23 protein-coding genes are annotated in these 19,317 nt (G+C 65.3%); 8 read left to right on the top strand and 15 right to left on the bottom strand.

Annotation, left to right across the window (positions count from 1 at the left end):
* Positions 1–51: 51 nt before the first annotated feature.
* On the bottom strand, positions 52–1,578 hold the full coding sequence (hflX, locus tag HWX32_RS04335) for a GTPase HflX (RefSeq protein WP_082259905.1): 1,527 nt from the start codon (positions 1,576–1,578) through the stop codon (positions 52–54).
* A 104-nt stretch (positions 1,579–1,682) separates the two neighbouring features.
* Between hflX and HWX32_RS04330 the strand changes: the two genes are divergently transcribed.
* A complete protein-coding gene (locus HWX32_RS04330) occupies positions 1,683–2,426 on the top strand; it encodes a hypothetical protein (protein ID WP_175935033.1) in 744 nt (247 codons plus the stop codon).
* Between the two features lie 21 nt (positions 2,427–2,447).
* Entirely contained in the window at positions 2,448–2,963 is a 516-nt protein-coding gene (locus HWX32_RS04325) for a hypothetical protein (RefSeq protein ID WP_082259897.1), read from the top strand.
* 133 nt (positions 2,964–3,096) lie between these two features.
* On the opposite strand, the gene dapF is transcribed toward HWX32_RS04325, so the two are convergent.
* Genes dapF through HWX32_RS04310 form a run of 3 tightly spaced genes read right to left on the bottom strand, consistent with a single transcriptional unit; the run spans position 3,097 to position 5,377 of the window.
* Positions 3,097–3,897, bottom strand: a complete 801-nt coding sequence (dapF, locus tag HWX32_RS04320; protein ID WP_175934847.1) for a diaminopimelate epimerase — start codon at positions 3,895–3,897, stop codon at positions 3,097–3,099.
* Positions 3,894–4,796 carry a tRNA (adenosine(37)-N6)-dimethylallyltransferase MiaA gene (gene miaA, locus HWX32_RS04315; protein ID WP_175934846.1) on the bottom strand — a complete coding sequence of 301 codons (903 nt, stop codon included), beginning with the start codon at positions 4,794–4,796 and terminating at the stop codon, positions 3,894–3,896. Before miaA ends, dapF begins: the two co-directional genes overlap by 4 nt.
* On the bottom strand, positions 4,790–5,377 hold the full coding sequence (locus HWX32_RS04310) for a hypothetical protein (protein ID WP_175934845.1): 588 nt from the start codon (positions 5,375–5,377) through the stop codon (positions 4,790–4,792). The genes miaA and HWX32_RS04310 overlap by 7 nt, the downstream gene beginning before the upstream one ends.
* Positions 5,378–5,531: 154 nt before the next feature.
* Between HWX32_RS04310 and HWX32_RS04305 the strand changes: the two genes are divergently transcribed.
* Positions 5,532–6,926 (top strand): DUF349 domain-containing protein, encoded by a 1,395-nt coding sequence (locus HWX32_RS04305; protein WP_175934844.1) that lies wholly within the window; start codon positions 5,532–5,534, stop codon positions 6,924–6,926.
* On the top strand, positions 6,927–8,006 hold the full coding sequence (locus HWX32_RS04300) for a GNAT family N-acetyltransferase (RefSeq protein WP_175934843.1): 1,080 nt from the start codon (positions 6,927–6,929) through the stop codon (positions 8,004–8,006).
* A 29-nt stretch (positions 8,007–8,035) separates the two neighbouring features.
* Here HWX32_RS04300 and HWX32_RS04295 read toward each other — a convergent pair whose 3' ends face one another.
* The 5 genes from HWX32_RS04295 to HWX32_RS04275 form a co-directional block, all read right to left on the bottom strand.
* Positions 8,036–8,662, bottom strand: a complete 627-nt coding sequence (locus HWX32_RS04295) for a hypothetical protein (protein WP_175934842.1) — start codon at positions 8,660–8,662, stop codon at positions 8,036–8,038.
* Between the two features lie 10 nt (positions 8,663–8,672).
* Positions 8,673–10,247 carry a tRNA (N6-isopentenyl adenosine(37)-C2)-methylthiotransferase MiaB gene (gene miaB, locus HWX32_RS04290; protein ID WP_175935032.1) on the bottom strand — a complete coding sequence of 525 codons (1,575 nt, stop codon included), beginning with the start codon at positions 10,245–10,247 and terminating at the stop codon, positions 8,673–8,675.
* Positions 10,248–10,290: 43 nt separating this feature from the next.
* On the bottom strand, positions 10,291–10,863 hold the full coding sequence (gene recX / locus HWX32_RS04285; protein WP_175934841.1) for a recombination regulator RecX: 573 nt from the start codon (positions 10,861–10,863) through the stop codon (positions 10,291–10,293).
* Positions 10,863–11,993 carry a recombinase RecA gene (gene recA / locus HWX32_RS04280; protein WP_175934840.1) on the bottom strand — a complete coding sequence of 377 codons (1,131 nt, stop codon included), beginning with the start codon at positions 11,991–11,993 and terminating at the stop codon, positions 10,863–10,865. The genes recX and recA overlap by 1 nt, the downstream gene beginning before the upstream one ends.
* A 214-nt stretch (positions 11,994–12,207) precedes the next feature.
* Positions 12,208–12,423: a DUF3046 domain-containing protein gene (locus HWX32_RS04275; RefSeq protein ID WP_175934839.1), complete on the bottom strand. Its 216-nt coding sequence runs from the start codon at positions 12,421–12,423 to the stop codon at positions 12,208–12,210.
* Positions 12,424–12,490: 67 nt separating this feature from the next.
* Between HWX32_RS04275 and HWX32_RS04270 the strand changes: the two genes are divergently transcribed.
* Genes HWX32_RS04270 through HWX32_RS04260 form a run of 3 tightly spaced genes read left to right on the top strand, consistent with a single transcriptional unit; the run spans position 12,491 to position 14,399 of the window.
* A complete protein-coding gene (locus tag HWX32_RS04270; protein WP_075468914.1) occupies positions 12,491–13,108 on the top strand; it encodes a biotin transporter BioY in 618 nt (205 codons plus the stop codon).
* Complete coding sequence (locus HWX32_RS04265; protein ID WP_175934838.1) at positions 13,108–13,797, top strand: energy-coupling factor ABC transporter ATP-binding protein; 690 nt, start codon at positions 13,108–13,110, stop codon at positions 13,795–13,797. Before HWX32_RS04270 ends, HWX32_RS04265 begins: the two co-directional genes overlap by 1 nt.
* Entirely contained in the window at positions 13,797–14,399 is a 603-nt protein-coding gene (locus tag HWX32_RS04260) for an energy-coupling factor transporter transmembrane protein EcfT (RefSeq protein ID WP_175935031.1), read from the top strand. The genes HWX32_RS04265 and HWX32_RS04260 overlap by 1 nt, the downstream gene beginning before the upstream one ends.
* A gap of 74 nt (positions 14,400–14,473) precedes the next feature.
* Here HWX32_RS04260 and HWX32_RS04255 read toward each other — a convergent pair whose 3' ends face one another.
* The 4 genes from HWX32_RS04255 to pgsA all read right to left on the bottom strand — a co-directional run bounded on the left by HWX32_RS04255 (position 14,474) and on the right by pgsA (position 16,919).
* Positions 14,474–15,340: a PspA/IM30 family protein gene (locus HWX32_RS04255; protein ID WP_175934837.1), complete on the bottom strand. Its 867-nt coding sequence runs from the start codon at positions 15,338–15,340 to the stop codon at positions 14,474–14,476.
* Between the two features lie 91 nt (positions 15,341–15,431).
* A complete protein-coding gene (locus tag HWX32_RS04250; RefSeq protein ID WP_175934836.1) occupies positions 15,432–15,812 on the bottom strand; it encodes a helix-turn-helix domain-containing protein in 381 nt (126 codons plus the stop codon).
* Positions 15,813–15,835: 23 nt separating this feature from the next.
* Entirely contained in the window at positions 15,836–16,372 is a 537-nt protein-coding gene (locus HWX32_RS04245; protein WP_254868264.1) for a CinA family protein, read from the bottom strand.
* Complete coding sequence (gene pgsA, locus HWX32_RS04240) at positions 16,365–16,919, bottom strand: CDP-diacylglycerol--glycerol-3-phosphate 3-phosphatidyltransferase (RefSeq protein WP_175935030.1); 555 nt, start codon at positions 16,917–16,919, stop codon at positions 16,365–16,367. Before pgsA ends, HWX32_RS04245 begins: the two co-directional genes overlap by 8 nt.
* 52 nt (positions 16,920–16,971) lie before the next feature.
* Between pgsA and HWX32_RS04235 the strand changes: the two genes are divergently transcribed.
* Positions 16,972–17,265 carry a YciI family protein gene (locus HWX32_RS04235; protein ID WP_175934834.1) on the top strand — a complete coding sequence of 98 codons (294 nt, stop codon included), beginning with the start codon at positions 16,972–16,974 and terminating at the stop codon, positions 17,263–17,265.
* 70 nt (positions 17,266–17,335) lie between these two features.
* On the opposite strand, the gene HWX32_RS04230 is transcribed toward HWX32_RS04235, so the two are convergent.
* Both HWX32_RS04230 and HWX32_RS04225 read right to left on the bottom strand, forming a co-directional pair.
* Positions 17,336–18,508 (bottom strand): TerC family protein, encoded by a 1,173-nt coding sequence (locus tag HWX32_RS04230; RefSeq protein WP_175934833.1) that lies wholly within the window; start codon positions 18,506–18,508, stop codon positions 17,336–17,338.
* Positions 18,509–18,712: 204 nt separating this feature from the next.
* Positions 18,713–19,315 carry a DJ-1/PfpI family protein gene (locus HWX32_RS04225; protein WP_175934832.1) on the bottom strand — a complete coding sequence of 201 codons (603 nt, stop codon included), beginning with the start codon at positions 19,313–19,315 and terminating at the stop codon, positions 18,713–18,715.
* Positions 19,316–19,317 lie beyond the last annotated feature (2 nt).

Below are 19,317 nucleotides of genomic sequence, written 5' to 3'. Positions count from 1 at the left end.
CGCGGCCGCGGCGTCCCAGCACAGCGCAGCGCGGCGGGCCAGTGCTGCAGCCTAGCTCACGACGAATTCGGAGTACTGCTGGGCGAGCACGCGTGGCAGGCGAACGTCGATACGCGTGCCCTCCTCCTCGTACTCCTCGCTGCGCACCGTGCCTTCGTCGTGCACGCGGCTGACCACGTCGCCGCGTGTGTACGGCACCACCATGGTGACGTGCGCGTCGAGCGAGTTGAGGTGCTGCTCGATGCGCGCCTCCAGCTCCTTGATGCCTTCGCCGGTCAGGGCGGAGACGAACACCGCGTCACGTCCCGTCTTCTCAAACGCGTGTCGCAGCTCAGCGAGCGCCACCGGGTCAGCGTCGTCGATCTTGTTTACCACCACGATCTCGGGCGGCATTTCTTCGCCCGAATCGCGCGTGACGTCAGCGAGCACCTCGTTCACCGCCTCGATCTGCTTCAGCGGGAACGCATCCGAGCCATCCACGACGTGCAGCACGAGGTCCGCCTCGCTCACTTCCTCCAACGTCGACTTAAACGCCTCAACCAGCTGGGTGGGCAGGTGGCGTACGAAACCGACGGTGTCGGTGAGCACGATGCTGCGGCCGTCGGCAAGCTTTGCCTTGCGCGTCGACGGGTCCAGGGTGGCAAACAGCGCGTCTTCCACCAGCACACCAGCCCCGGTCATGGCGTTAATCAGCGAGGATTTGCCAGCGTTGGTGTAGCCGGCGATGGCGATCTTCGGGATCGTCGAGCGCTGGCGCTGCGAGCGTTTCACCTCGCGGGCGGTGGTCATATCGCGCAGCTGGTGGCGCAGTTTCGCCATCTCGGTGCGTAGGCGGCGCCGGTCCGCCTCGATGCGCGTCTCACCGGGGCCACGCAGGCCCACGCCACCGTTCGAGCCGGCGCGGCCGCCGGCCTGGCGCGACAGGTTGCCACCCCATCCGCGGGTGCGGCTGTAGAGGTACTCCATCTGCGCCAGCGAAACCTGGGCTTTACCCTCTTTGCTCTTCGCGTGTTGGGCGAAGATGTCCAGGATGAGCATCGTGCGGTCGATCACCTTGATCTTCAAGGCCTCCTCCAGCGCGATCATCTGCGAGGGCGAAAGCTCACCGTCGAAGATCACCGTATCGGCGCCGGTCGCCTCCACGATCTGCTTCAGCTCCCTGACCTTGCCGGATCCGATGTAGGTGCCCGGGTCCGGTTTGTCGCGCTTTTGGTACAGCATGTCAAGCACCTGGGCGCCCGCGGTTTTCGCGAGTGCCGCCAGCTCCCACATACTCGCCTCAATTTCGGCGACGGTGCCTTCGGTCCACGCGCCGACCAGCAGCACCTGCTCGATGCGGAGCTTTCGGTACTCCACCTCGTAGATGTCCGCGTGGTCTTCGGAGCGCAGTTCGGTCGCGCCAACGACAGAGCGGAATGCGTTTCGGTCGTCCAAGTCAAGGGCGCCGACGGTCGGTTCGCCGGAGCCGGGTTGAGGTGCGTTGTGGCGGAACGCCTGGCGCAGAAGTTCGTCGTGCGCGCGTTCCTCTTCGGTGCGGTTATCCGGCTGCTCGCCGGGGTGTACTTGCGTTTTGGTCATTGCTTCCATATCTACCGGATGTAACGCGCGGTGGCGCGGTTATCTTCCCCGGAGCGCGGCTTGATTTGGCGACGTTGCTAAAATCTGCGGCTATGAGCGAAACCATCAGCACTGATCTTTCCGCCATCGGGCTCGGATTCGACAGGTGGCAGGACGCGGTGGAAGCCGCGATTGCGTCGAACCGCCTTTCTGTCACCGGCGAGGTGCGCGGCGGGCAGCTCATCCAGTACTCGGATCCGTCGGGTGCTCAGTTGAACATCCTTGCGGTGGAGCCTTTTGCCACCTTCGCCGGCTTCGACTCCGTTACTCGCGCGTTTGCGCACATCACGCCGATCAACGACGTGGTGGCGCTCGCCGACATCGTCGATCCGCGCGGCGGGAAAATGGCTGCAGTGACAGTCAACCTTGCACAGGAGCCATTGCTTGTCGACGGCTCCGCGCTCGACTGGCAAGAACTTTCCGTCACCGCTCTCGTACTCAGCGAGAAGCGCTACGCGTCGGTAGACGACTTCCTCGCCGCCAACCCCGACACCGTGCTCGGCGCGGTGGAATCCCCGGGCGCCGAGGCCGTTGCGGCTGGCCAGCCCACCACTCCGGATGCTGCTGCGAGCTTCTCGGGCCGTGTGCTCGATGCGGAACACCGCACCTCTGAACTCGCCGGTCAGCGTTTCATCCACGTCACGTTGGACGCGGCGTTCCCCTTCGATGCGTGCCTGCCCGACGGCGAGCTGCCTGCCCGCGACTCGGTGATTGCTGGCGCCGCCGTGATGGCTGGCTCCATCCCCACCCCTACCGGCGGCGGCTGCTGCGGAGGTGGCGGCGGTTCCTGCGGCTGTGGCGGGCACTAAACCCGGTTGAGTTGGGGCGCAATGAATCCGTCGGACCGGGACTTATCCAGGGCGTTACTGGGCGCGCTCGTTCTCGCCGCGTCAGTGATGCTGGTCATCACGTTGCGCATCCCGGGACTCGTGCTCGCTGTACTGCTGTGCGTCGCGGCGGTGGGTTTCGGTCGGCGCGTGCAGGGTAACCCGGAGCTGGAATCGATGCGCTCGTCGTTGAAGTTCGCACGCGACGACATCGCCGAGGTGCTCGATGCCTACGAGCAACTGCAGAACGGCGCGAGCGCTGCAGACATCGCGGACCGCACGCTGCACTTCCCCGCCCTGGCCAACCCGGATATGTCTGTCCCGGCGATCAACGAGTTTTTGCTCCGTGCCTCTTCCGCCCGCCGTTTCCTCGCGCGGGTGGACTCTTACTTGGAAAGCCCCGGCACGGACCGGGTACAGCTGGAGAAGTTGATTAACGTCGCAGACCAGCGCGCCTTCGAGCTTCAGGCGGCGTGGGACGACGCGCGTCGCGCCGCCAAGGAGATCGGTCCTGCCTAGCGCGGACAGAGCCAACGCTGCGCCCGCCGCAGCGCGCTGGCACCGCCGCGGCGCGCTGGCAGAGTCAACGCTGCGCCCTCACGCCACCCCGCGCCCGCGCCAACCCCGCGCCCGCGCCAACCCCGCGCCCGCGCTACAGCTGCGCCGCGAGCTCACCGCGGGCCACGATGTGCGACGGGCCCGTCATCGTCGCCTCACCGCCGCGGATCTCCACGCGTACTTCGCCGCCCGGCACGCGCACGAGTACCTCACCGTCTTCGACGCCCGCGTCGGCAAGTGCCGCCTGCGCCGTCGCGACGGTGCCGGTGCCGCACGAACGGGTCTCACCCACGCCGCGTTCCCAGACGCGCATGTTTACGGAGCCGTCGTGAAGCTCTGTGAGCACCTCCACGTTTACTCCCTCGGGGAAGAACTCCGGGTCGAAGGCGGGCTGCGTGAACTCGAGCGCTGCGAGTTCGGCCGCGGAAAGCCCTGGGATTACGCATGCGAGGTGCGGGTTGCCCACATCCACGCCGAGGCCGGCGAACTCGAACGAGCCCATCGCGGCCGTGGACACGCCCGTGACCTCCACCGGACCCATCCCGACCGACACCACGGCGTCCACCGGGTCGGCGGAACGCACCTCGATGCGCTTGCGGCCGGCGCGCGTGTCCACGTCGAACTCGCGCGCATCCTCCAGCCCCTCTGCAACCAGCACGTGCGCGAACGCGCGGATGCCGTTGCCGCACATCTCGGCGGTGGAGCCGTCGGCGTTGCGGTAGTCCATGAACCACACGCCTTCTCGGCGCACGACGCGCAAAAGGCCGTCGCCGCCGATGCCTGCGCGGCGGTCGCACAGCCACGCGATCTGCTCGGGAGTAAGTGTCAGCGCGTCGTCGACGTCGACGAGCACCACGAAGTCGTTTTCTGTTGCGTGCGCTTTGATGAATTTCACGCAAGCGAGTCTAGCGCCGCGTCAACCACGTCTTCTCCCGTGGCGTCGAGCCACACGGTGCGCTTGTCGCGGTTGAACCAGGAGCGTTGCCGCCGCACGTAGCGCCGTGTGCCGGTGATCGTCTGCTCGAGTGCGTCGTCGGCGGAAAGTTCGCCGTCGAGCATCGCGAGCACCTGCGCGTAGCCGATCGCACGCCCAGCGGTGGAGTTGCGCACCAGACCCGCGCCGCGCAGCGTGAGCACTTCGTCGATAAGCCCTTGCTCAAACATCAAGCGGGTGCGCAGCTCAATGCGCGGGTTGAGCCACTCGGGCGTGGTGCGAAGCCCCAGGATGCGGGTGCCCCAGCGCGGCTCGGCGTCTTTCGGCGGCTGGGAGGCTTTGAACGGCTCGCCGGTCAGCTCGATGACTTCAAGGGCGCGTACGGTGCGTCGCGGGTCCTTGTCCTCGATGATGCGCGCTGCCTCCGGGTCCACCTCGGCGAGCTCGGCGTGCAGGGCGTCAACTCCGATTGCGTCCAAGCGGCGCTCCCATTTTGCGCGGACTTCTGGGTCGGTGGGCGGGAACCGCCAGGCGTCGATAAGCGATTGCACGTACAGCATCGACCCGCCGACGAGGATCGGCACCTTGCCGCGCGCGGCGATTTCCTCCACGGTGTCAACGGCCAAGGCTTGATACTCGGCGACTGACGCCGCCTTCGTCACCGGCCAGATGTCCAACAGGTGGTGCGGAATGTCGCCGCGTTCACCGGGCGGAAGTTTCGCCGTGCCGATGTCCATGCCGCGATACAGCTGCATCGAATCGACGTTGACCACTTCCCCGCCGAAGTGCTGCGCGAGCGCGATACCCAGGTCCGATTTGCCGCTCGCCGTCGGCCCCACCACTGCAATCGGCCTCAGCATTGCCACACCGCCACGTAGCGCCCGACGCCAAGGGTGTCGTCGTGGTCGATGAGCTCGGCGCGCGTCGGCGCAAGGTTTGCGAGCTCGTGCCACAGTTGCGGCTCCAGCACGCCGGGCATGTGCTTATCGACGCCTGCCGGTGCCCCACCCAGCCACCCACACAACCTTTCGTGCTGCCGCGGCGCGCCGTCCACGAGCGCGAGCGGCGCACGATCCGTGAGCCCCGCGGGCCCGTCGACAACCACCACCGTGACCGCGTCCGGGTCCGGGCGGCCGATCTCCCCGCGCACCTCGCGCACCCGCGGGTCGCCGAGTGCGTAACGCGCCACCAGCTCACCGAGCACGTTGCCGCCGCGCACCTGCACCTGCGGCGCACCCCACGCGCGAAACGACCCGGTGTGCTCCGTGCGCCAGTGCTCGTCCTGCGAGCAGACGATGTCCAGGCAGCGCCCGCGACCTGCAGCTTCGCTCTTGGCCAGGGCGCGACAAGCAGCGAGCAGGCGAGCACTTGCGCCGTCGCTGGGCGCGAGCTCACGCACTAACGCCGGCGAGCCCGGGAGGATCCAAACTTCAGCTGTCACCCTAACCACCCTAATTCCTCACCTTTGTACCGGTGACCCGGGTAACATCGGGGCACACATTGCGCGTCGCAGGCGGTTGAGTGCGGCGCGCGACAGGCAGCCGCGTCGCGCGGCACTTAGCGGCCCGTTCCGGGCGGCGGAAAGGAATACTCCGATGACCGAGTCGAACCCGAACCAGCAGGCACACACCCCCGACACCCCGCAAACACCGAAGCCGGGGCCGAAACCGGGCCCGCGCCCGGGGGCTAAACCCGCACCGCGACCCGGGGCTACCGGCGCAGGCGCGCAAGCGGCAACCACCCCCTCGCCGGTGCCGGCGGCGCGTCCTGCGTCCGACCCGTCGAAGTTCGGCCGCGTGGATGAAAACGGCACGGTCTTCGTCATCCGTGCAGGTGAGGAACGCGAGGTCGGCTCCTGGCAGGCAGGCACACCCGAGGAAGGTCTGGCGCATTACGGGCAGCGCTACGACGACCTGGTCACCGAAGTAGAGCTCATCGAGTCGCGCCTTCGCGCCCACCCCGAGGACGCGGACTCGCTGCGCACCAACGCGGAGGCGCTGAAGGTATCCCTCAACGACGCAGCGGTTGTGGGCGACTTGGATGCCGTGGAAACCCGTCTGGACGCGGTCATCGCCGCGTCCGCGCAGGCACGCGAGGAGGCAAAGGAGAAGAAGGCGGAGCGTCGTAAAGATGCGATTGCCCGCAAGGAAGCGCTCGCCGCGGAGGCCGAAGACCTCGCCGAAAACTCCACCGAGTGGAAGGCAGCCGGCGACCGCATCCGCGAGATTCTGGAGGAATGGCGCACCATCCGCGGCATCGACCGCGCCACGGACGACCAGCTGTGGAAGCGCTACTCCCGCGCCCGCGACAGCTTCAACCGCCGCCGCGGCGCCCACTTCGCCGAGCTGGACCGCAACCGCGCGAGCGCAAAGCGCAAGAAGGAAGAGCTTGTGGAGCGCGCTGAGGCGTTGCAGGACTCCACAGACTGGGGCAACACTGCCCGCGCCTACCGCGACCTGATGACGGAGTGGAAGGCCGCCGGCCGCGCACCCCGCGACGTGGACGACAAGCTGTGGGACCGCTTCCGCGCAGCCCAAGACCACTTCTTCGAAGCGCGCAACGCGGTGAACGCCGAGCGCGACCGCGAGTTCGAGGACAACGCGAAGGCAAAGGATGCCCTCATCGCCGAGTACTCGCCGCTCATCGACCCGGAGAAGGGCCTGGGCGGCGCGAAGTCGAAGCTGCGCGAGCTGCAGGAGAAGTGGGACGAGATCGGCTACGTACCGCGCGGGCGGGTGCGCGAGTACGAGGACAAGATCGGCGAGATCGAGCAGCGCGTGGCGGATGCGGAGGAGCGCCAGTGGCGCAAGTCCAACCCCGTGCAGCAGCAAAAGGCGAACCAGTTCCAGGTCCGCGCCGACGAGTTCACGGCGCAGGCCGACGCTGCGGAGGCGAAGGGCGACTCTGCGAAGGCTGCCGCGCTGCGCGAGCAGGCGAAGCAGTGGCAGGAGTTCGCGGACGTCGCCGCCAAGGCTGTCAACGAGGGGTAAGTGGAGCTTTCACCCCAGCAGCTCGTAGCGGATCCCGGGTCGGAGGCAACCGCTGCCGCGACCGCGGCGTACGCCTTTTCGGCCACGCTAGCCATCCAGGACATCACGGGGCTTGCTACCTCGGGGGTGACGGCGTCGCACATTGCGAAGCGGCTCGAGCCCTCAGCCGAGTCGGAGGCGCTGTTGTTCGCGCTCACGGAGCTGCAGGCGCCGCGCCCGGCGACGGAGCTCGGCTACCGGGAGCTTTACCCCGCAGACACTGAGTTCGCGCACGCGTGGGTGTTCATTTCCCTGCCGCTGCTCGAGGACTTGCAGGTGATCGAGGCGAATATTGTCTTCGACTCCGAGGTCGCGCCCTTACCCGGCGACAAGTGGCCGAAAGCACCGTGGGAAAGCGCATTGCAGTTTATCGACGAGCTCTCCGCACCCCTCTCCCGCCCCATCCGCCAAATCTGGGTCACCCACGCGCCGGGCGCATTCGAACCGCCGGCGGTCGCAGGTTCCGGCTACTCGCTGGCGTTTCGCGAAGAACAAGCCACATGCGCGGCGGATGCCATCGTTTCCCTTCCCACTGGGAGCACCGCCGAGTTCGACGTGGTCGAAGGGCCGGGGTTTGCCGGCTCGCGTACCGCGGAACCGGGCGAGGTGGAGCAGTTCTCGGCGCTGCTCACGTCCGCCTCAAAGAACTACCCGCGTGGTCAACTCGCGCTGGAAACCATCGAGTGGGATCTAAAGCGCATCGTCGACGCAGGTGCGCGCTTGAGCGACCGCGGCGGCCTGCAACTCACGGGGCTAGCTCGGGTGGGCGGCGAAATCGTCGGTCTGTGCGAGGCGGTGCGCTACGTCCACGACGACCCGAAGGTCTGCGAGCTCGGCCTCGTCTACGTGCTTCCCGAGTACCGCGGCCGCGGCATCGGCGTTGGCCTACTGCGAGCCACCATCACTCGCGCCCGCGAAACGTGGGAAGACCTCGAGACGGTGTATTGCTCCTACCCCGCTGATTCACCCGCGGCCTCGGCAATCGCAGCGCAACTTGGTGCCGAGGTGGTCTCGTCCACGTCCGCGTGGCAGAAGGCCTGAGCCAACAGCGACCAAGGCTGCATGGCGGATTACTCGGACGCACGTTTGTGGCGTTCGGCGGCGCGGGCGCGGCGATCGTCGATAAGCAATGGATTGCCCTCCACCCTGCTCGTCGCGGAACGCTGCGCCAACGCCACCTCGTCGCTACCCTGCGCGCGTGCGCGCTGCTGCGCCGCCGCACGCGCTTGCTCACTGCGGCCGAACAGCGCCGGGAACAGTGTGAACACTGCAACCGCGACGGCGAGAATGGCGAGGTAGATGCCCAGGCCGTGGCGCAACCCGAGGTCGTAGGTGGAGCTAGAGCGACGCAACCAGATTGCCATCAGCGACACCGCAAAAGAGACGGTGGTGACCATCCACGCCGGCACCCCCAGCGCAAAGCGCCGGAAAATCACGGTCAGCGAAGTGAGCACCCCCAACCCGATGAAAGAGCACCACACGAACGCGTACTCCGTGATCTTCGTCTGCGCGTCCTGAGCAGCCTGCGTGCTGGCGAGTATGTCCCAGCCCGAAGCATCCGCGGCAAACGGAAGAAACATCGCGAACAAGTACAACCCGGCGCAGGCCGCGAGCACCCAGCGGCGCGAACCCATCTCCAAAGTGGCGGCTGCACGGGCTTCCTTCTTGGCCAGATCCTTGCTTTCCTGCTGCGTCATAATCGCCAGCCTATCCCTCGCCGCCGCAGCAGGAGGTACCGGTGGAGGGGGTGGCAGGCTGGGCGGGGCGGCCGATCGTCGGTAAGCCCAAGCCCACCCCCACCGGCGCAGTGGTAGGCACCTGGCCAATCTGCGAGTTGTCACCCGCCTTCGTGCGGCGGTGCGAGTGCACGCCGGAATCTGCGATGAGGTAGTGCGGCTTCGAATCCGTGACAGTCACCGTGACGTAGTCGCCGGGGCGGATCTCGCCGTCGATGCCGGAGTCTTCGGCGCGTTCGCTTGCCACAGGGTCGAAGTGCACTAGACGCCCGTCGCGCGCGCGGCCGGACAGACGCTGGGTGCGGTCGTTCTTGCGGCCGCCGTCCGCCTGCACCAGCAACTCCTGGCGCGTGCCGACCAGCTTCGCGTTCTCCTCCGCAGAGATACGGTCCTGCAGCGCTACGAGACGCTCGAAACGCTCCTGCACGACGTGCTTCGGGATCTGATCCGCCATCTCCGCCGCAGGAGTGCCCGGGCGCGGCGAATACTGGAACGTGAACGCAGAGGTAAAGCGCGCCTTCTCAACCACATCGAGGGTGCCCTGGAAATCCTCCTCCGTCTCCCCCGGGAATCCGACGATGATGTCGGTGGTGATCGACGCGTGCGGCAACTTCTCGCGCACCTCATCCAAAATGCCGAGGAACTTCTTCGTGCGGTAGGAACGGCGCATGTCTTTCAGCACCTTATCCGAGCCGGACTGCAACGGCATGTGCAGCTGCGGGCACACGTTCGGAGTCTCCGCCATGGCGTCGATGACGTCGGAGGTGAACTCCGCCGGGTGCGGCGAAGTAAAGCGCACACGCTCAAGCCCCTCGATGTCGCCGCAGGCACGCAGCAGCTTGGAAAACGCAGAGCGGTCGCGCTCAAGGTCCTCGTCGACGAAGTTCACTCCGTAGGCGTTGACGTTCTGGCCGAGCAGCGTCACCTCGGAGACCCCCTGGTCCACGAGCGCCTGCACCTCGGCGAGTATGTCGCCAGGGCGACGGTCGACCTCTTTTCCGCGAAGGCTCGGCACAATGCAGAACGTGCACGTGTTGTTGCAGCCCACCGACACACTCACCCACCCCGCGTAGGAAGACTCGCGCTTCGCCGGCAGCACAGATGGGAACACCTCGAGCGACTCAACGATCTCCACCTGCGCCTCATCCTGCGTGCGGGCGCGATCGAGCAACGCAGGAAGCGCCGAGAGGTTGTGGGTGCCAAACACCGCATCGACCCACGGGGCCTTCTTCACCACCGTGTCGCGGTCTTTCTGCGCCAGGCAACCCCCCACGGCAATCTGCATGCCCGGGTGCTGCTCCTTGGCGTGCTTCATCTGACCCAGCGTTCCGTACAGGCGCTGGTCGGCGTTGTCGCGCACCGCGCAGGTGTTGAAAACAACCAGGTCGGCCTCCTGGCCTTCACCGGCAGCGACGTATCCTGCGTCCTCGAGCATGCCGGAAAGGCGCTCGGAGTCGTGCACGTTCATCTGGCAGCCGAAGGTACGCACCTCGTACGTGCGCGGTGTAGTGGAAGTGGGGGAAGAAGCCGTAGACACGCCGGTGATCTTAACGGCCACCCCACCGAAGAACTAAACCGTCGCGCCGGGCTTACAGCTCGCCTATCCGCGCCTCCAGCGCGTCTTTCGCAATCCGTAGCGACATCGATTGGTTGAACCCGCGGCGTGCGAGCGCCCCCACGATGCGCCGCAGATACTTGTCGTACTCTGCCCGGTCGGCGGGCGCGGTTTTCACTTTGCGAGCCGCTTTTTCCGCCACTGCGCGGGCCGTTGCTTCCTCGTCCTCGTCCGTGATCTGGGAGAGCGCGTCGGCGCGGTCGGCTGCGCCGACGCCCTTGTCTCGCAGCTCGCGGTCCAGGGCGCGGGTAGATTTCCCGCGGCGCGCCGCACGTTGGCGGACCCACTCAGCGGCGAAGGTTGAGTCGTTGAGAAGGCCGGTGCGGGCGAGGTCGTCCAGGACTTCGTCGATAAGCTCCTGCTCAAACTCTGCCTTGATCAAGCGACCGCGCAGCTCCTCGCGCGAGCGCGCACGCTGGTCAAGCAGGCCGAGGGCGCGCTTGCGCACCGGCGCGAGCGCCTCCTCGTGGCTGCGGTCGAGCAGGCCGCCGGGCTGGTACGACTCGATCGCGGCCTGTAGCTGCGCGATCTTTTCCGGGTCGGCCATTACTCCGCGTTCGCGGGCTGGGCGCTGACCTCGTCGTCCTCATCGTCGAAGTCGATGTTCGGCACCATGTCCACCGGGTCGTCCGTCAACTCGTCGTTACCGGCGGCGTACTTGCCCACGTGCAGGGCCTGGAAGATCTTGTCCTCGATCTCGTCAGCCAAGTCCGGGTTCTCCTTGAGGAAGATGCGGGCCTTTTCCTTACCCTGGCCGAGCTGGTCGCCCTCGTAGGTGAACCAGGAGCCCGACTTCTTCACGATGCCGTTCTCCACGCCCATATCGATGATGGAAGATTCGCGCGAGATGCCCTCGCCGTACATGATGTCGAACTCCGCAATCTTGAACGGCGGCGAAACCTTGTTCTTCACCACCTTCATCTTGGTGCGGTTACCGATGGAATCCTGCCCGTCCTTCAGCGTCTGGATGCGGCGCACGTCGCAGCGCACGGACGCGTAGAACTTCAACGCCTTACCGCCCGTGGTGGTCTCGGGCGAGCCGAACATCACGCCGATCTTCTCGCGCAGCTGGTTGATGAAGATCGCGGTGGTGCCGGAGTTGTACAGCGCACCGGTCATCTTGCGCAGCGCCTGGGACATAAGACGCGCCTGCAAGCCGACGTGGGAGTCACCCATCTCGCCCTCGATCTCCGCCTTCGGTGTCAGCGCCGCCACCGAGTCGATGACAATCATGTCGATTGCACCCGAGCGCACCAGCATGTCCGCGATTTCGAGTGCCTGCTCACCGGTGTCCGGCTGCGAGACCAACAGGTTGTCGGTGTCCACGCCGAGCTTCTTCGCGTAATCCGGATCGAGCGCGTGCTCCGCATCAATGAACGCCGCGATGCCGCCGGCGCGCTGCGCCTCCGCGATCGCGTGCAGCGCAACAGTGGTCTTACCCGAGGACTCTGGGCCGTAGATCTCCACAATGCGCCCGCGCGGCCAGCCGCCGATGCCGAGCGCAACATCGATTGCGGTGTTGCCTGAGGAGATGGACTGGATGGGCGGCCGGTTCTCGTCGCCAAGCCGCATCACTGCGCCCTTACCAAAGTCCTTCTCAATCATTGCCAGCGCCGCATCGAGCGCATTCTGGCGGTCGTTGCCAGCGGAGGCCGCGGCCTTCTTCTTCGTTGCCATAAACCTGCTACCTTCCAAAAATCTCAGTGCGCGGGCGGGAAACTACCCGCGGGATGTAACGCGTGTATTTGTTTAGACGTTCACCGCCACCGGTCCGGTTCCCTACAAGCGGAAAATTTTTCCGGCCCGGAACTGACTGCCACTGTAGAACTCGACCATGACACGATCGAACATACACGCAAGCCTGTTCGAACTCGAACCCGACACGCCACACTCAGAAACCCGGGCGGTCCACGCCGAGCCGTCGCTCCTCCGGAATATCGAACGCGTCGCACAGCCCCTGCCAGGCCACCTTTGGATCGACACCACTTTCGATAAGCTCCTCGGAGGTCTGCTCGACCCCCGGCAACACCTGGGACTGGATGATCCACTGCGCCCGGCCCGCGCCGAACTCGTCTTCCACGAGCTGATGAAACTCGGTCAATCGCATGCCCCACAACCTACACGCCCGGCGCTAAAGCCCATCTCTTGAACACCGTTCAGGTACACTTCCGCGCATGACTACTGCCCAACCCCCCAGCGCCGGCAACGACCGCGCCGCAAACAGCCGCTCGGCAAATAACACCGCCCAAGACATCGCGCTCATCGCCGTCTTCGCAGCAATCACCATCGCACTCGGCTTTGTTGCACTGCCCGTCGGCGGTTTCGGCGTGCCGCTCGTGCTGCAAAATGCATCCGTCATCCTTGCCGGTCTCGTGCTCGGCCGTCGCCGCGGGCTAGCCGCCGCTGCCGTGTTCTTGCTCATCGGCCTTGCGCTTCCGGTCCTCGCAGGCGGGCGCACGGTCATCTCCGCGCTCGGTGGCACTACCGTCGGCTACCTTGTGGGATACCTCGTCTCCGCCTGGGTTGCGGGTGCAATCGCCTACCTCGCCCCGTTCAAGAACAACCGCGCCGTCACGGTGCTCATTCTTATTCTCGCCGCATTCGTAGCGCTGTTCTTCCAGTACCTGTTCGGCGTGTTCGGACTGATGTGGCGCGCCGACCTTGACTTCGTCGCTGCGTGGGAGGCGCAGTTGCCTTTCATGGGCCCGGATGCGGTGAAGGTGGGCATCATGGTCGCCGTCGCGGCCGCCGTCCACGCGGCGTTTCCCGATCTGCGTCGCGGCAGCAAGTAATGCCGCTCATCGAGTTCATCGGCGCGAGCGTCACATACGACGGCGACGAAGTCCTCGCGCCGCTCACCGTCAGCTTCGACGAGCAGCGCGTGGGCATCATCGGCTCCAACGGGTCGGGCAAATCCACCACAGTGCGCATGATCAACGGGTTGGTGGAACCTTCGACAGGGCAGGTGCTTTACGACGGCTCCGACCCAACCCGAGAAGGAAAAGAAGTACGCAAACGAGTGGGCTTCGTCTTCTCCGACGCAGAAAGCCAAATCGTCATGCCTCGCGTGCGCGACGATGTGGCGTTCTCGCTGCGCCGGTTCAAGTTGTCGCGCGAGGAGGTGCGGCAGCGCGTCGATAATGTCCTGCACCGATTCGAGCTCGACCACCTCGCCGACAACTCCCCCCACACGCTGTCGGGCGGCGAGAAGCAGATGCTCGCACTTGCCTCTGTGCTGGTCATCGAGCCGGACACCATCATCGCCGATGAGCCCACCACCCTGCTCGACCTGCGCAACCGTCGCCGCATCATCCGCGAGTTCGAGGCCCTGGACCAGCAGCTCATCGTGGTCACACACGACCTGGAGATGCTGCGCGGATTCGATCGCGTGCTGTGCATCGACGACGCCCACCTCGCCTTCGACGGCGCACCCGACGACGCCATCGCGTTCTACACCGACCTAATGGACGCAAAACCGTGATCCGCGAGCTGCCCCTGGGCGTATACATCAACGCCGACACCTGGCTGCACCGCCTGAGCCCCGGCGTGAAGTTCGCGCTGCTGGTTGCGTTCATCCTCTTCGTCACCATCTGGCCAACCGAGCCGTGGCATTCGATGGCCGCTTTCACCTTCGTGCTCGCGCTCTACGCCTCGGCGCAGATCCCGCCGAAAGTGGCGTGGAACCAACTTGTGCCACTGATCCCGATCCTGGGCATTCTGTTTGGCTTTCTGTGGTTTCAGAACGGGTTAGCCGCGGCGCTGACCACGATCATTGGGCTGATCGCCACCATCGCGGCGGCGAACCTGCTCACCCTTACCACCACAGTCGAGGCGCTCATGGACGCCCTCGACCGCGCCCTCGCCCCGCTCGGCCGCGCCGGCGAGCTGACGTCGCTGACCATCGCGCTGACCATCCGGCTTATCCCACTCATGCTCGCCACGGCCAACGAAGTGCTCGACGCACGCAAAGCCCGCGGAGCCGGCTTCTCGCTTCGCGCCTTCGGCACGCCACTTGTGATCCGGTCCGTGCGCCGCGCGCGGATGATTGGGGAGGCGCTGATGGCCCGCGGAGCCGTCGATTAGCGGTCGCCCCAAAGAAGAATCCGCCTCCCGCGTGTGCGGAAGGCGGATTGCCGTGCCGTAGAAAAAGTGGCGCGTTACGCGTCGCCGCGCAGCTCACGCATGCGCTGCGCCACCGCGTCGTCGTTGACCTCGGGTGCCTGCTGCGTTGCACCGGCTGCGCCAGCCTGCTGGCCTGCACTGTGGGAGGCGCCCTGCTCAATCGCTGGCTTCTGACCGGAGGTCAGCTCGCCCGCCATCTCGGCGCGCAGCTGCTCCAGGCGTCCGTGGCCAGCCATCTGAATGCCCGCCTGCTCTACCTCGGCCATGCGGCCCTCGATGGAGTTCTGTGCGAGCTCAGCGGCACCGAGCGCGTTGGCGTAGCGGCGCTCGATCTTGTCGCGCACCTGGTCCAGGTTCGGGCCCTGGGAGGTGATCGCGTTCATCGACTGCATGGTCTCGGTGACCTTTTCCTGCATCTTCGCCTGCTCGAGCTGGCTCAGCAGCTTCGAACGCTCAGCAACCTGCTGCTGCAGGTGCGCCGCGTTGCGCTCCACGGCCTGCTTCGCCTGCGCGGCCTGCTGCAGCGCCTGGTCGTGCAGCTGCTTCGTGTCCTCCACGCCCTGCTCTGCCGTGACCAGCTGCGCCGCGAACGCCTCGGCGGCGTTTTCGTACTCCATTGCCTTCTGCGCGTCGCCGTCGGCGCGGGCCTTATCCGAGAGCTGCAGCGCCTGGCGCGCGTTTGCCTGCAGCTTTTCGACGTCCTCCAGGCGACGGTTCAGCTGCATCTCCAGCTGACGCTGGTTGCCAATCACCGCGGCGGCCTGCTGGGACAGCGCCTGGTGCTGGCGTTGTGCCTCGTTGATGGCCTGCTCGATCTGCACCTTCGGATCTGCGTTCTCCTCGATCTTGTTGTCGAAGAGCGCCATGAGGTAGTTCCAGAACTTCTTGAAGGGATTCGCCATGCTGAAAGCCCTTTAAACCTTTCGTTTAAAAACTTTGTTGAGTGCTAAACGTGAACCACTTTAGCCGTGAACGCAGCGGCCCGCCTGAAGGTTAGGCTTCCGCGGCGGCGGGAGTTGTATTCGCCAGCTCCTCGTTGAACGAGTGCAGTGACATGTTCGCAACCGCCTCCAACAGCACCTCCGACACCGTGGTACCAAGCGCCGCGCACAGGGACGCCAAAAGCTCCGAGGAGACCTCCTTGCGCCCGCGCTCCAGCTCAGAGATGTAGCCGGAGGAAACCCGCGCCTGCTTCGCCAGCGCACGAAGCGATACGCCCTTGTCGGCGCGGAACGCGCGCAGGGACATGCCCAGCGCCTCGCGGAACAATGGTTCACGCCCGGGTGCGGCAGGGGCCGCCGGGGCAGCTTCAGGTGCTGCTCCGGGAGCGAGCAGATCCGCGGGAGCGTCGTACAGCAGTGTTGTCGTTGTCATCAGGATCTATAACGGCCTAAAGGTTAGTTTTGTTCCCGCACCGCGGTAAGCGTGCCCCTAAGCGCGGCATGCACGGCGGCGCGGCGGATCGCGTTGCGGTCGCCCGCCAGCACCCGAACCGGCTCCGGCGCGCCAGGCAGCAAGGCGTAACGGCTGTCCTGGGGCTCCGAAATCTCCGCAGCCTGCGAGGCCGCGGTCCAGCGCGGGCCAGCCAGCCCGATCCACACCGTGCCCGCCGGCAGCCCGTCCACGGGATCCGGTCCCGCGACGCCTGTGAGCGACACCGCCCAGTCAGACCCGCAGACACGTTTCGCGCCGCGGGCCATCTCGCGCGCCACCGCGGCAGAGACCACGCCGTTGGCCTCCACCACTGCCGGGTCCACTCCCGCCAGCTGCGACTTTAAATCCACCGAGTACGTCACCAGCCCACCGCGTAATACATCGGAAGCCCCGGGCACCTGCGCGAGTGTCGCGCACGCCAGGCCAGCTGTGAGGGACTCGCAAAAGGAAATGGTTTGGTTCCGGGCCCGTAATTCGTCGATAAGCAACTGCTCAAGCATTAACCTTCTCCGCATCAACCAGGTACTGCACTCCAGTGACCACCGTAACCGCCACCGCAGCCAGCATCACCACAAACGTCGGCGTATCCATCCACTCCGGCAACGGGCACAGGTACATGCCGACCGCGACGGACTGCAACGCCGTCTTCAACTTGCCACCCTTCGACGCCGGCACCACCTTGCCACGGCGCAACATCCACATGCGCCAGAACGTGATGCCCAGCTCGCGCACCACGATCACCACGGTCACCCACACCGGCAGCGTAGACGCGATGTTCAAGGTCACAAGGGCGGTAATCATGAGCGCCTTGTCCGCGATCGGGTCAGCGATTTTGCCGAAATCCGTGATCAAACCGCGGGCACGGGCGATATCCCCGTCCAGCTTGTCCGTGATCATCAGCGCCACAAACACGCCAAACGCCCACCACCAGTGCAGCTGCAACACCAGCCACGCGAAAACGGGGATGAAGAGGATGCGCAAACTCGTCAGCACATTCGGCAGGTTCCAATTCGAGGGCTTCTGCGCGGGCGGCGGGTTCGCGTTCATTTCACTCACACTCGCCACCATACCGCCCACCCGGAAACGTAGACTCACACCCATGAAGTACTTTGCAGCCATCTACACATACGGGGACACAGAGCTTGTCGACGAAACCCGTCCCACCCACCGCGAATGGGTCAAAGGACAGCTCGAAGCGGGTCGCATCATCGCCGCCGGCCCATTCATGGACGGCGGGCGCCAAGCACTCGTGCTCGTGCGCCTCGACGACGAGGCTACGCAGAGAGACGCCGAGACGTTCCTCGACGACGACCCCTACATCGCCGCCGGCGCGCTCGCTTCTCGCGAAGTGCGGCCGTGGAACGCGGTGGCAAACACGTTCGGCGACGAATAAGACAAATACCCCGCGCGCCGGCCTGTCAGCGGCGCGCGGGGTATGAGGTACTCGCGGGGTTGTGGGGCGCTTAGTTCGCGCCGCCGCGCTTCACGTCAAGGTGGTCCGTGTCGCGCGATCCGGTGGCGGTGTGGTCGCCCTTGCCAGAAGTGGCGGGGTCGTCGATCCACTCGAGGTGGTTGCCGTTGTTGTCCACCTTGCGGCGGTTGCCGTGGTCGTCGTAGTCGATGTGGAACTTCGGGCCCTCCGGGTCCTTCTCCCCGTTCTTGATCATCTGGCGTTCCTTGGCCAAAGACGCAATCGCCGTAATGGCCAGGGTGCCAACGATGACCACGAGCGAGGCCACAGTTCCGATCTCCGGCACGTTCAGGCCCTCACCGCCGTTAATGAACGGCAGGTTGTTCTCGTGCAGGGCGTGCAGCAGCAACTTGATGCCGATGAAGCCCAGGATGATGGCCAGGCCGTACGGCAGGTAGATAAGCTTGTCCAGCAGGCCGTTGAGCAGGAAGTACAGCTGGCGCAGGCCGAGCAGCGCGAACGCGTTCGCGGTGAACACCAGGAACGGCTCCTGCGTGATGCCGTAGATGGCTGGGATGGAGTCGAACGCGAACATCACGTCGATAAAGCCGATGGCCAGAAGCGCCACGAACAGCGGAGTGACGGCCTTCTTGCCCGCCTCCGTCACGGAGACGAGCTTGTCACTGTGGTAGGACTCCGTTACCGGGATGACCTTGCGCAGCGTCTTCACCACGAACATGTCGTTCGGGTCGGTCTCCGGCTGATCCGTCGCCTCGTCGTAGACCAGCTTGATGGCGGTGTAGAGCAAGAACGCGGCGAAGATGTAGAACACATCCGACCACGCCTCGATGATCACGGCGCCCAGCAGGATGAACAGCAGGCGGAACACCAGCGCCATAACGATGCCGATGAGCAACACCTTCTGCTGGTACGCGCGCGGAATCTTGAACGCGCCCATGATCAGCGCGAACACGAACAGGTTGTCCACGGACAGCGAGAGCTCGGTGAGGTAGCCGGTGAAGAACTGCACGCCGTGCTCGGCGTCCCACAGCCACCACACCAGACCGCCGAAGATGCAGGCCATGGCCATGTAGAACAGCGCCCAACCGCCCGATTCCTTCATCGTCGGCTCGTGCGGGGTGCGCACGTGGGTGACAAAGTCGAACACGAAAAAGCCGAGGATCACCGCAGAGGTGACAAGCCACAGCCAAAGAGGTACGTCCATCTTTCCTCCGGTCAGAGAGTTTGCATAGGTGACCGGAGGTCTCCCCCGCCAGCGCGGGCTGTCTAGGCCGGGGCAATCGCTTATCGACGGCTCCGTGCTGACGACCTAGAACAATTCCGGGGTACTCCCCTCCAAGCGCGTATCACCTTACGCTATGGGTCAACCGAACGCACACACTGCGGCCCCGAGACGAGAAGGTCGACTTTACGACGCAAAAGGATCGTCGTGAGAATCGAGATTCAACCGGAGTTCGATCGAATCGGCGATGTCCAACGCCATTTCGCTGCTCCACCTGGTCGCCACAAAAGCGGCAGTCATATCGATTCCCGCTGTCACACCAGACGACGTCCAACGGTCGCGATCGTGAACCCACCGCGCCGAACGCTGCCATTCGATGTCCGTCCCGAAACTCGTCGCCCAATCCAGCGCTCGCTTGTTGCTGGTCGCCGCATAGCCCTCCAAAAGCCCCGCAGCCGCTAGTAGCGCTGATCCGGTACACACCGACATGACAGTTTCCACATTCTCTGCCGTGTGTTTCAGCGCCGCTAGGAAAGCTTCATCGTAGACGAGCTGGCGAGTACCCTGTCCGCCCGGAATCAGCAATGTGTCGCCTGAGATCGCCCCGTAATCGGCATCCGCACCAAAGCTGACCCCTTGAGAGGATGTCACAGGCAAGCCCGTTGGAGAAAGCATCTCGATTGCAAGGCCCGGGACCTTTGAGAATATTTCAACCGGACCGGCCACATCGAGAAGCTCCACATCGTCGAAAATCACAATAGAGATCTTCTGCGGCAATGGAAGAGCCATGT

The organism is Corynebacterium sp. Marseille-P4321, from assembly GCF_903645305.1.
In the GTDB taxonomy this organism is placed as follows: Bacteria; Actinomycetota; Actinomycetes; order Mycobacteriales; family Mycobacteriaceae; genus Corynebacterium.
The sequence above is the reverse complement of the archived record's forward strand: the minus strand, read 5'-3'. Positions and strand labels throughout refer to the sequence as shown.

Coding starts and splice junctions, on each gene's coding strand:
- hflX (WP_082259905.1), bottom strand. CDS start 1,578: ATGACCAAAACGCAAGTACACCCCGGCGAGCAGCCGGATAACCGCACC.
- HWX32_RS04325 (WP_082259897.1), top strand. CDS start 2,448: ATGAATCCGTCGGACCGGGACTTATCCAGGGCGTTACTGGGCGCGCTC.
- miaA (WP_175934846.1), bottom strand. CDS start 4,796: ATGCTGAGGCCGATTGCAGTGGTGGGGCCGACGGCGAGCGGCAAATCG.
- HWX32_RS04305 (WP_175934844.1), top strand. CDS start 5,532: ATGACCGAGTCGAACCCGAACCAGCAGGCACACACCCCCGACACCCCG.
- HWX32_RS04295 (WP_175934842.1), bottom strand. CDS start 8,662: ATGACGCAGCAGGAAAGCAAGGATCTGGCCAAGAAGGAAGCCCGTGCA.
- recX (WP_175934841.1), bottom strand. CDS start 10,863: ATGGCCGACCCGGAAAAGATCGCGCAGCTACAGGCCGCGATCGAGTCG.
- recA (WP_175934840.1), bottom strand. CDS start 11,993: ATGGCAACGAAGAAGAAGGCCGCGGCCTCCGCTGGCAACGACCGCCAG.
- HWX32_RS04275 (WP_175934839.1), bottom strand. CDS start 12,423: ATGCGATTGACCGAGTTTCATCAGCTCGTGGAAGACGAGTTCGGCGCG.
- HWX32_RS04270 (WP_075468914.1), top strand. CDS start 12,491: ATGACTACTGCCCAACCCCCCAGCGCCGGCAACGACCGCGCCGCAAAC.
- HWX32_RS04265 (WP_175934838.1), top strand. CDS start 13,108: ATGCCGCTCATCGAGTTCATCGGCGCGAGCGTCACATACGACGGCGAC.
- HWX32_RS04255 (WP_175934837.1), bottom strand. CDS start 15,340: ATGGCGAATCCCTTCAAGAAGTTCTGGAACTACCTCATGGCGCTCTTC.
- HWX32_RS04250 (WP_175934836.1), bottom strand. CDS start 15,812: ATGACAACGACAACACTGCTGTACGACGCTCCCGCGGATCTGCTCGCT.
- HWX32_RS04245 (WP_254868264.1), bottom strand. CDS start 16,372: ATGCTTGAGCAGTTGCTTATCGACGAATTACGGGCCCGGAACCAAACC.
- pgsA (WP_175935030.1), bottom strand. CDS start 16,919: ATGAACGCGAACCCGCCGCCCGCGCAGAAGCCCTCGAATTGGAACCTG.
- HWX32_RS04235 (WP_175934834.1), top strand. CDS start 16,972: ATGAAGTACTTTGCAGCCATCTACACATACGGGGACACAGAGCTTGTC.
- HWX32_RS04230 (WP_175934833.1), bottom strand. CDS start 18,508: ATGGACGTACCTCTTTGGCTGTGGCTTGTCACCTCTGCGGTGATCCTC.
- HWX32_RS04225 (WP_175934832.1), bottom strand. CDS start 19,315: ATGGCTCTTCCATTGCCGCAGAAGATCTCTATTGTGATTTTCGACGAT.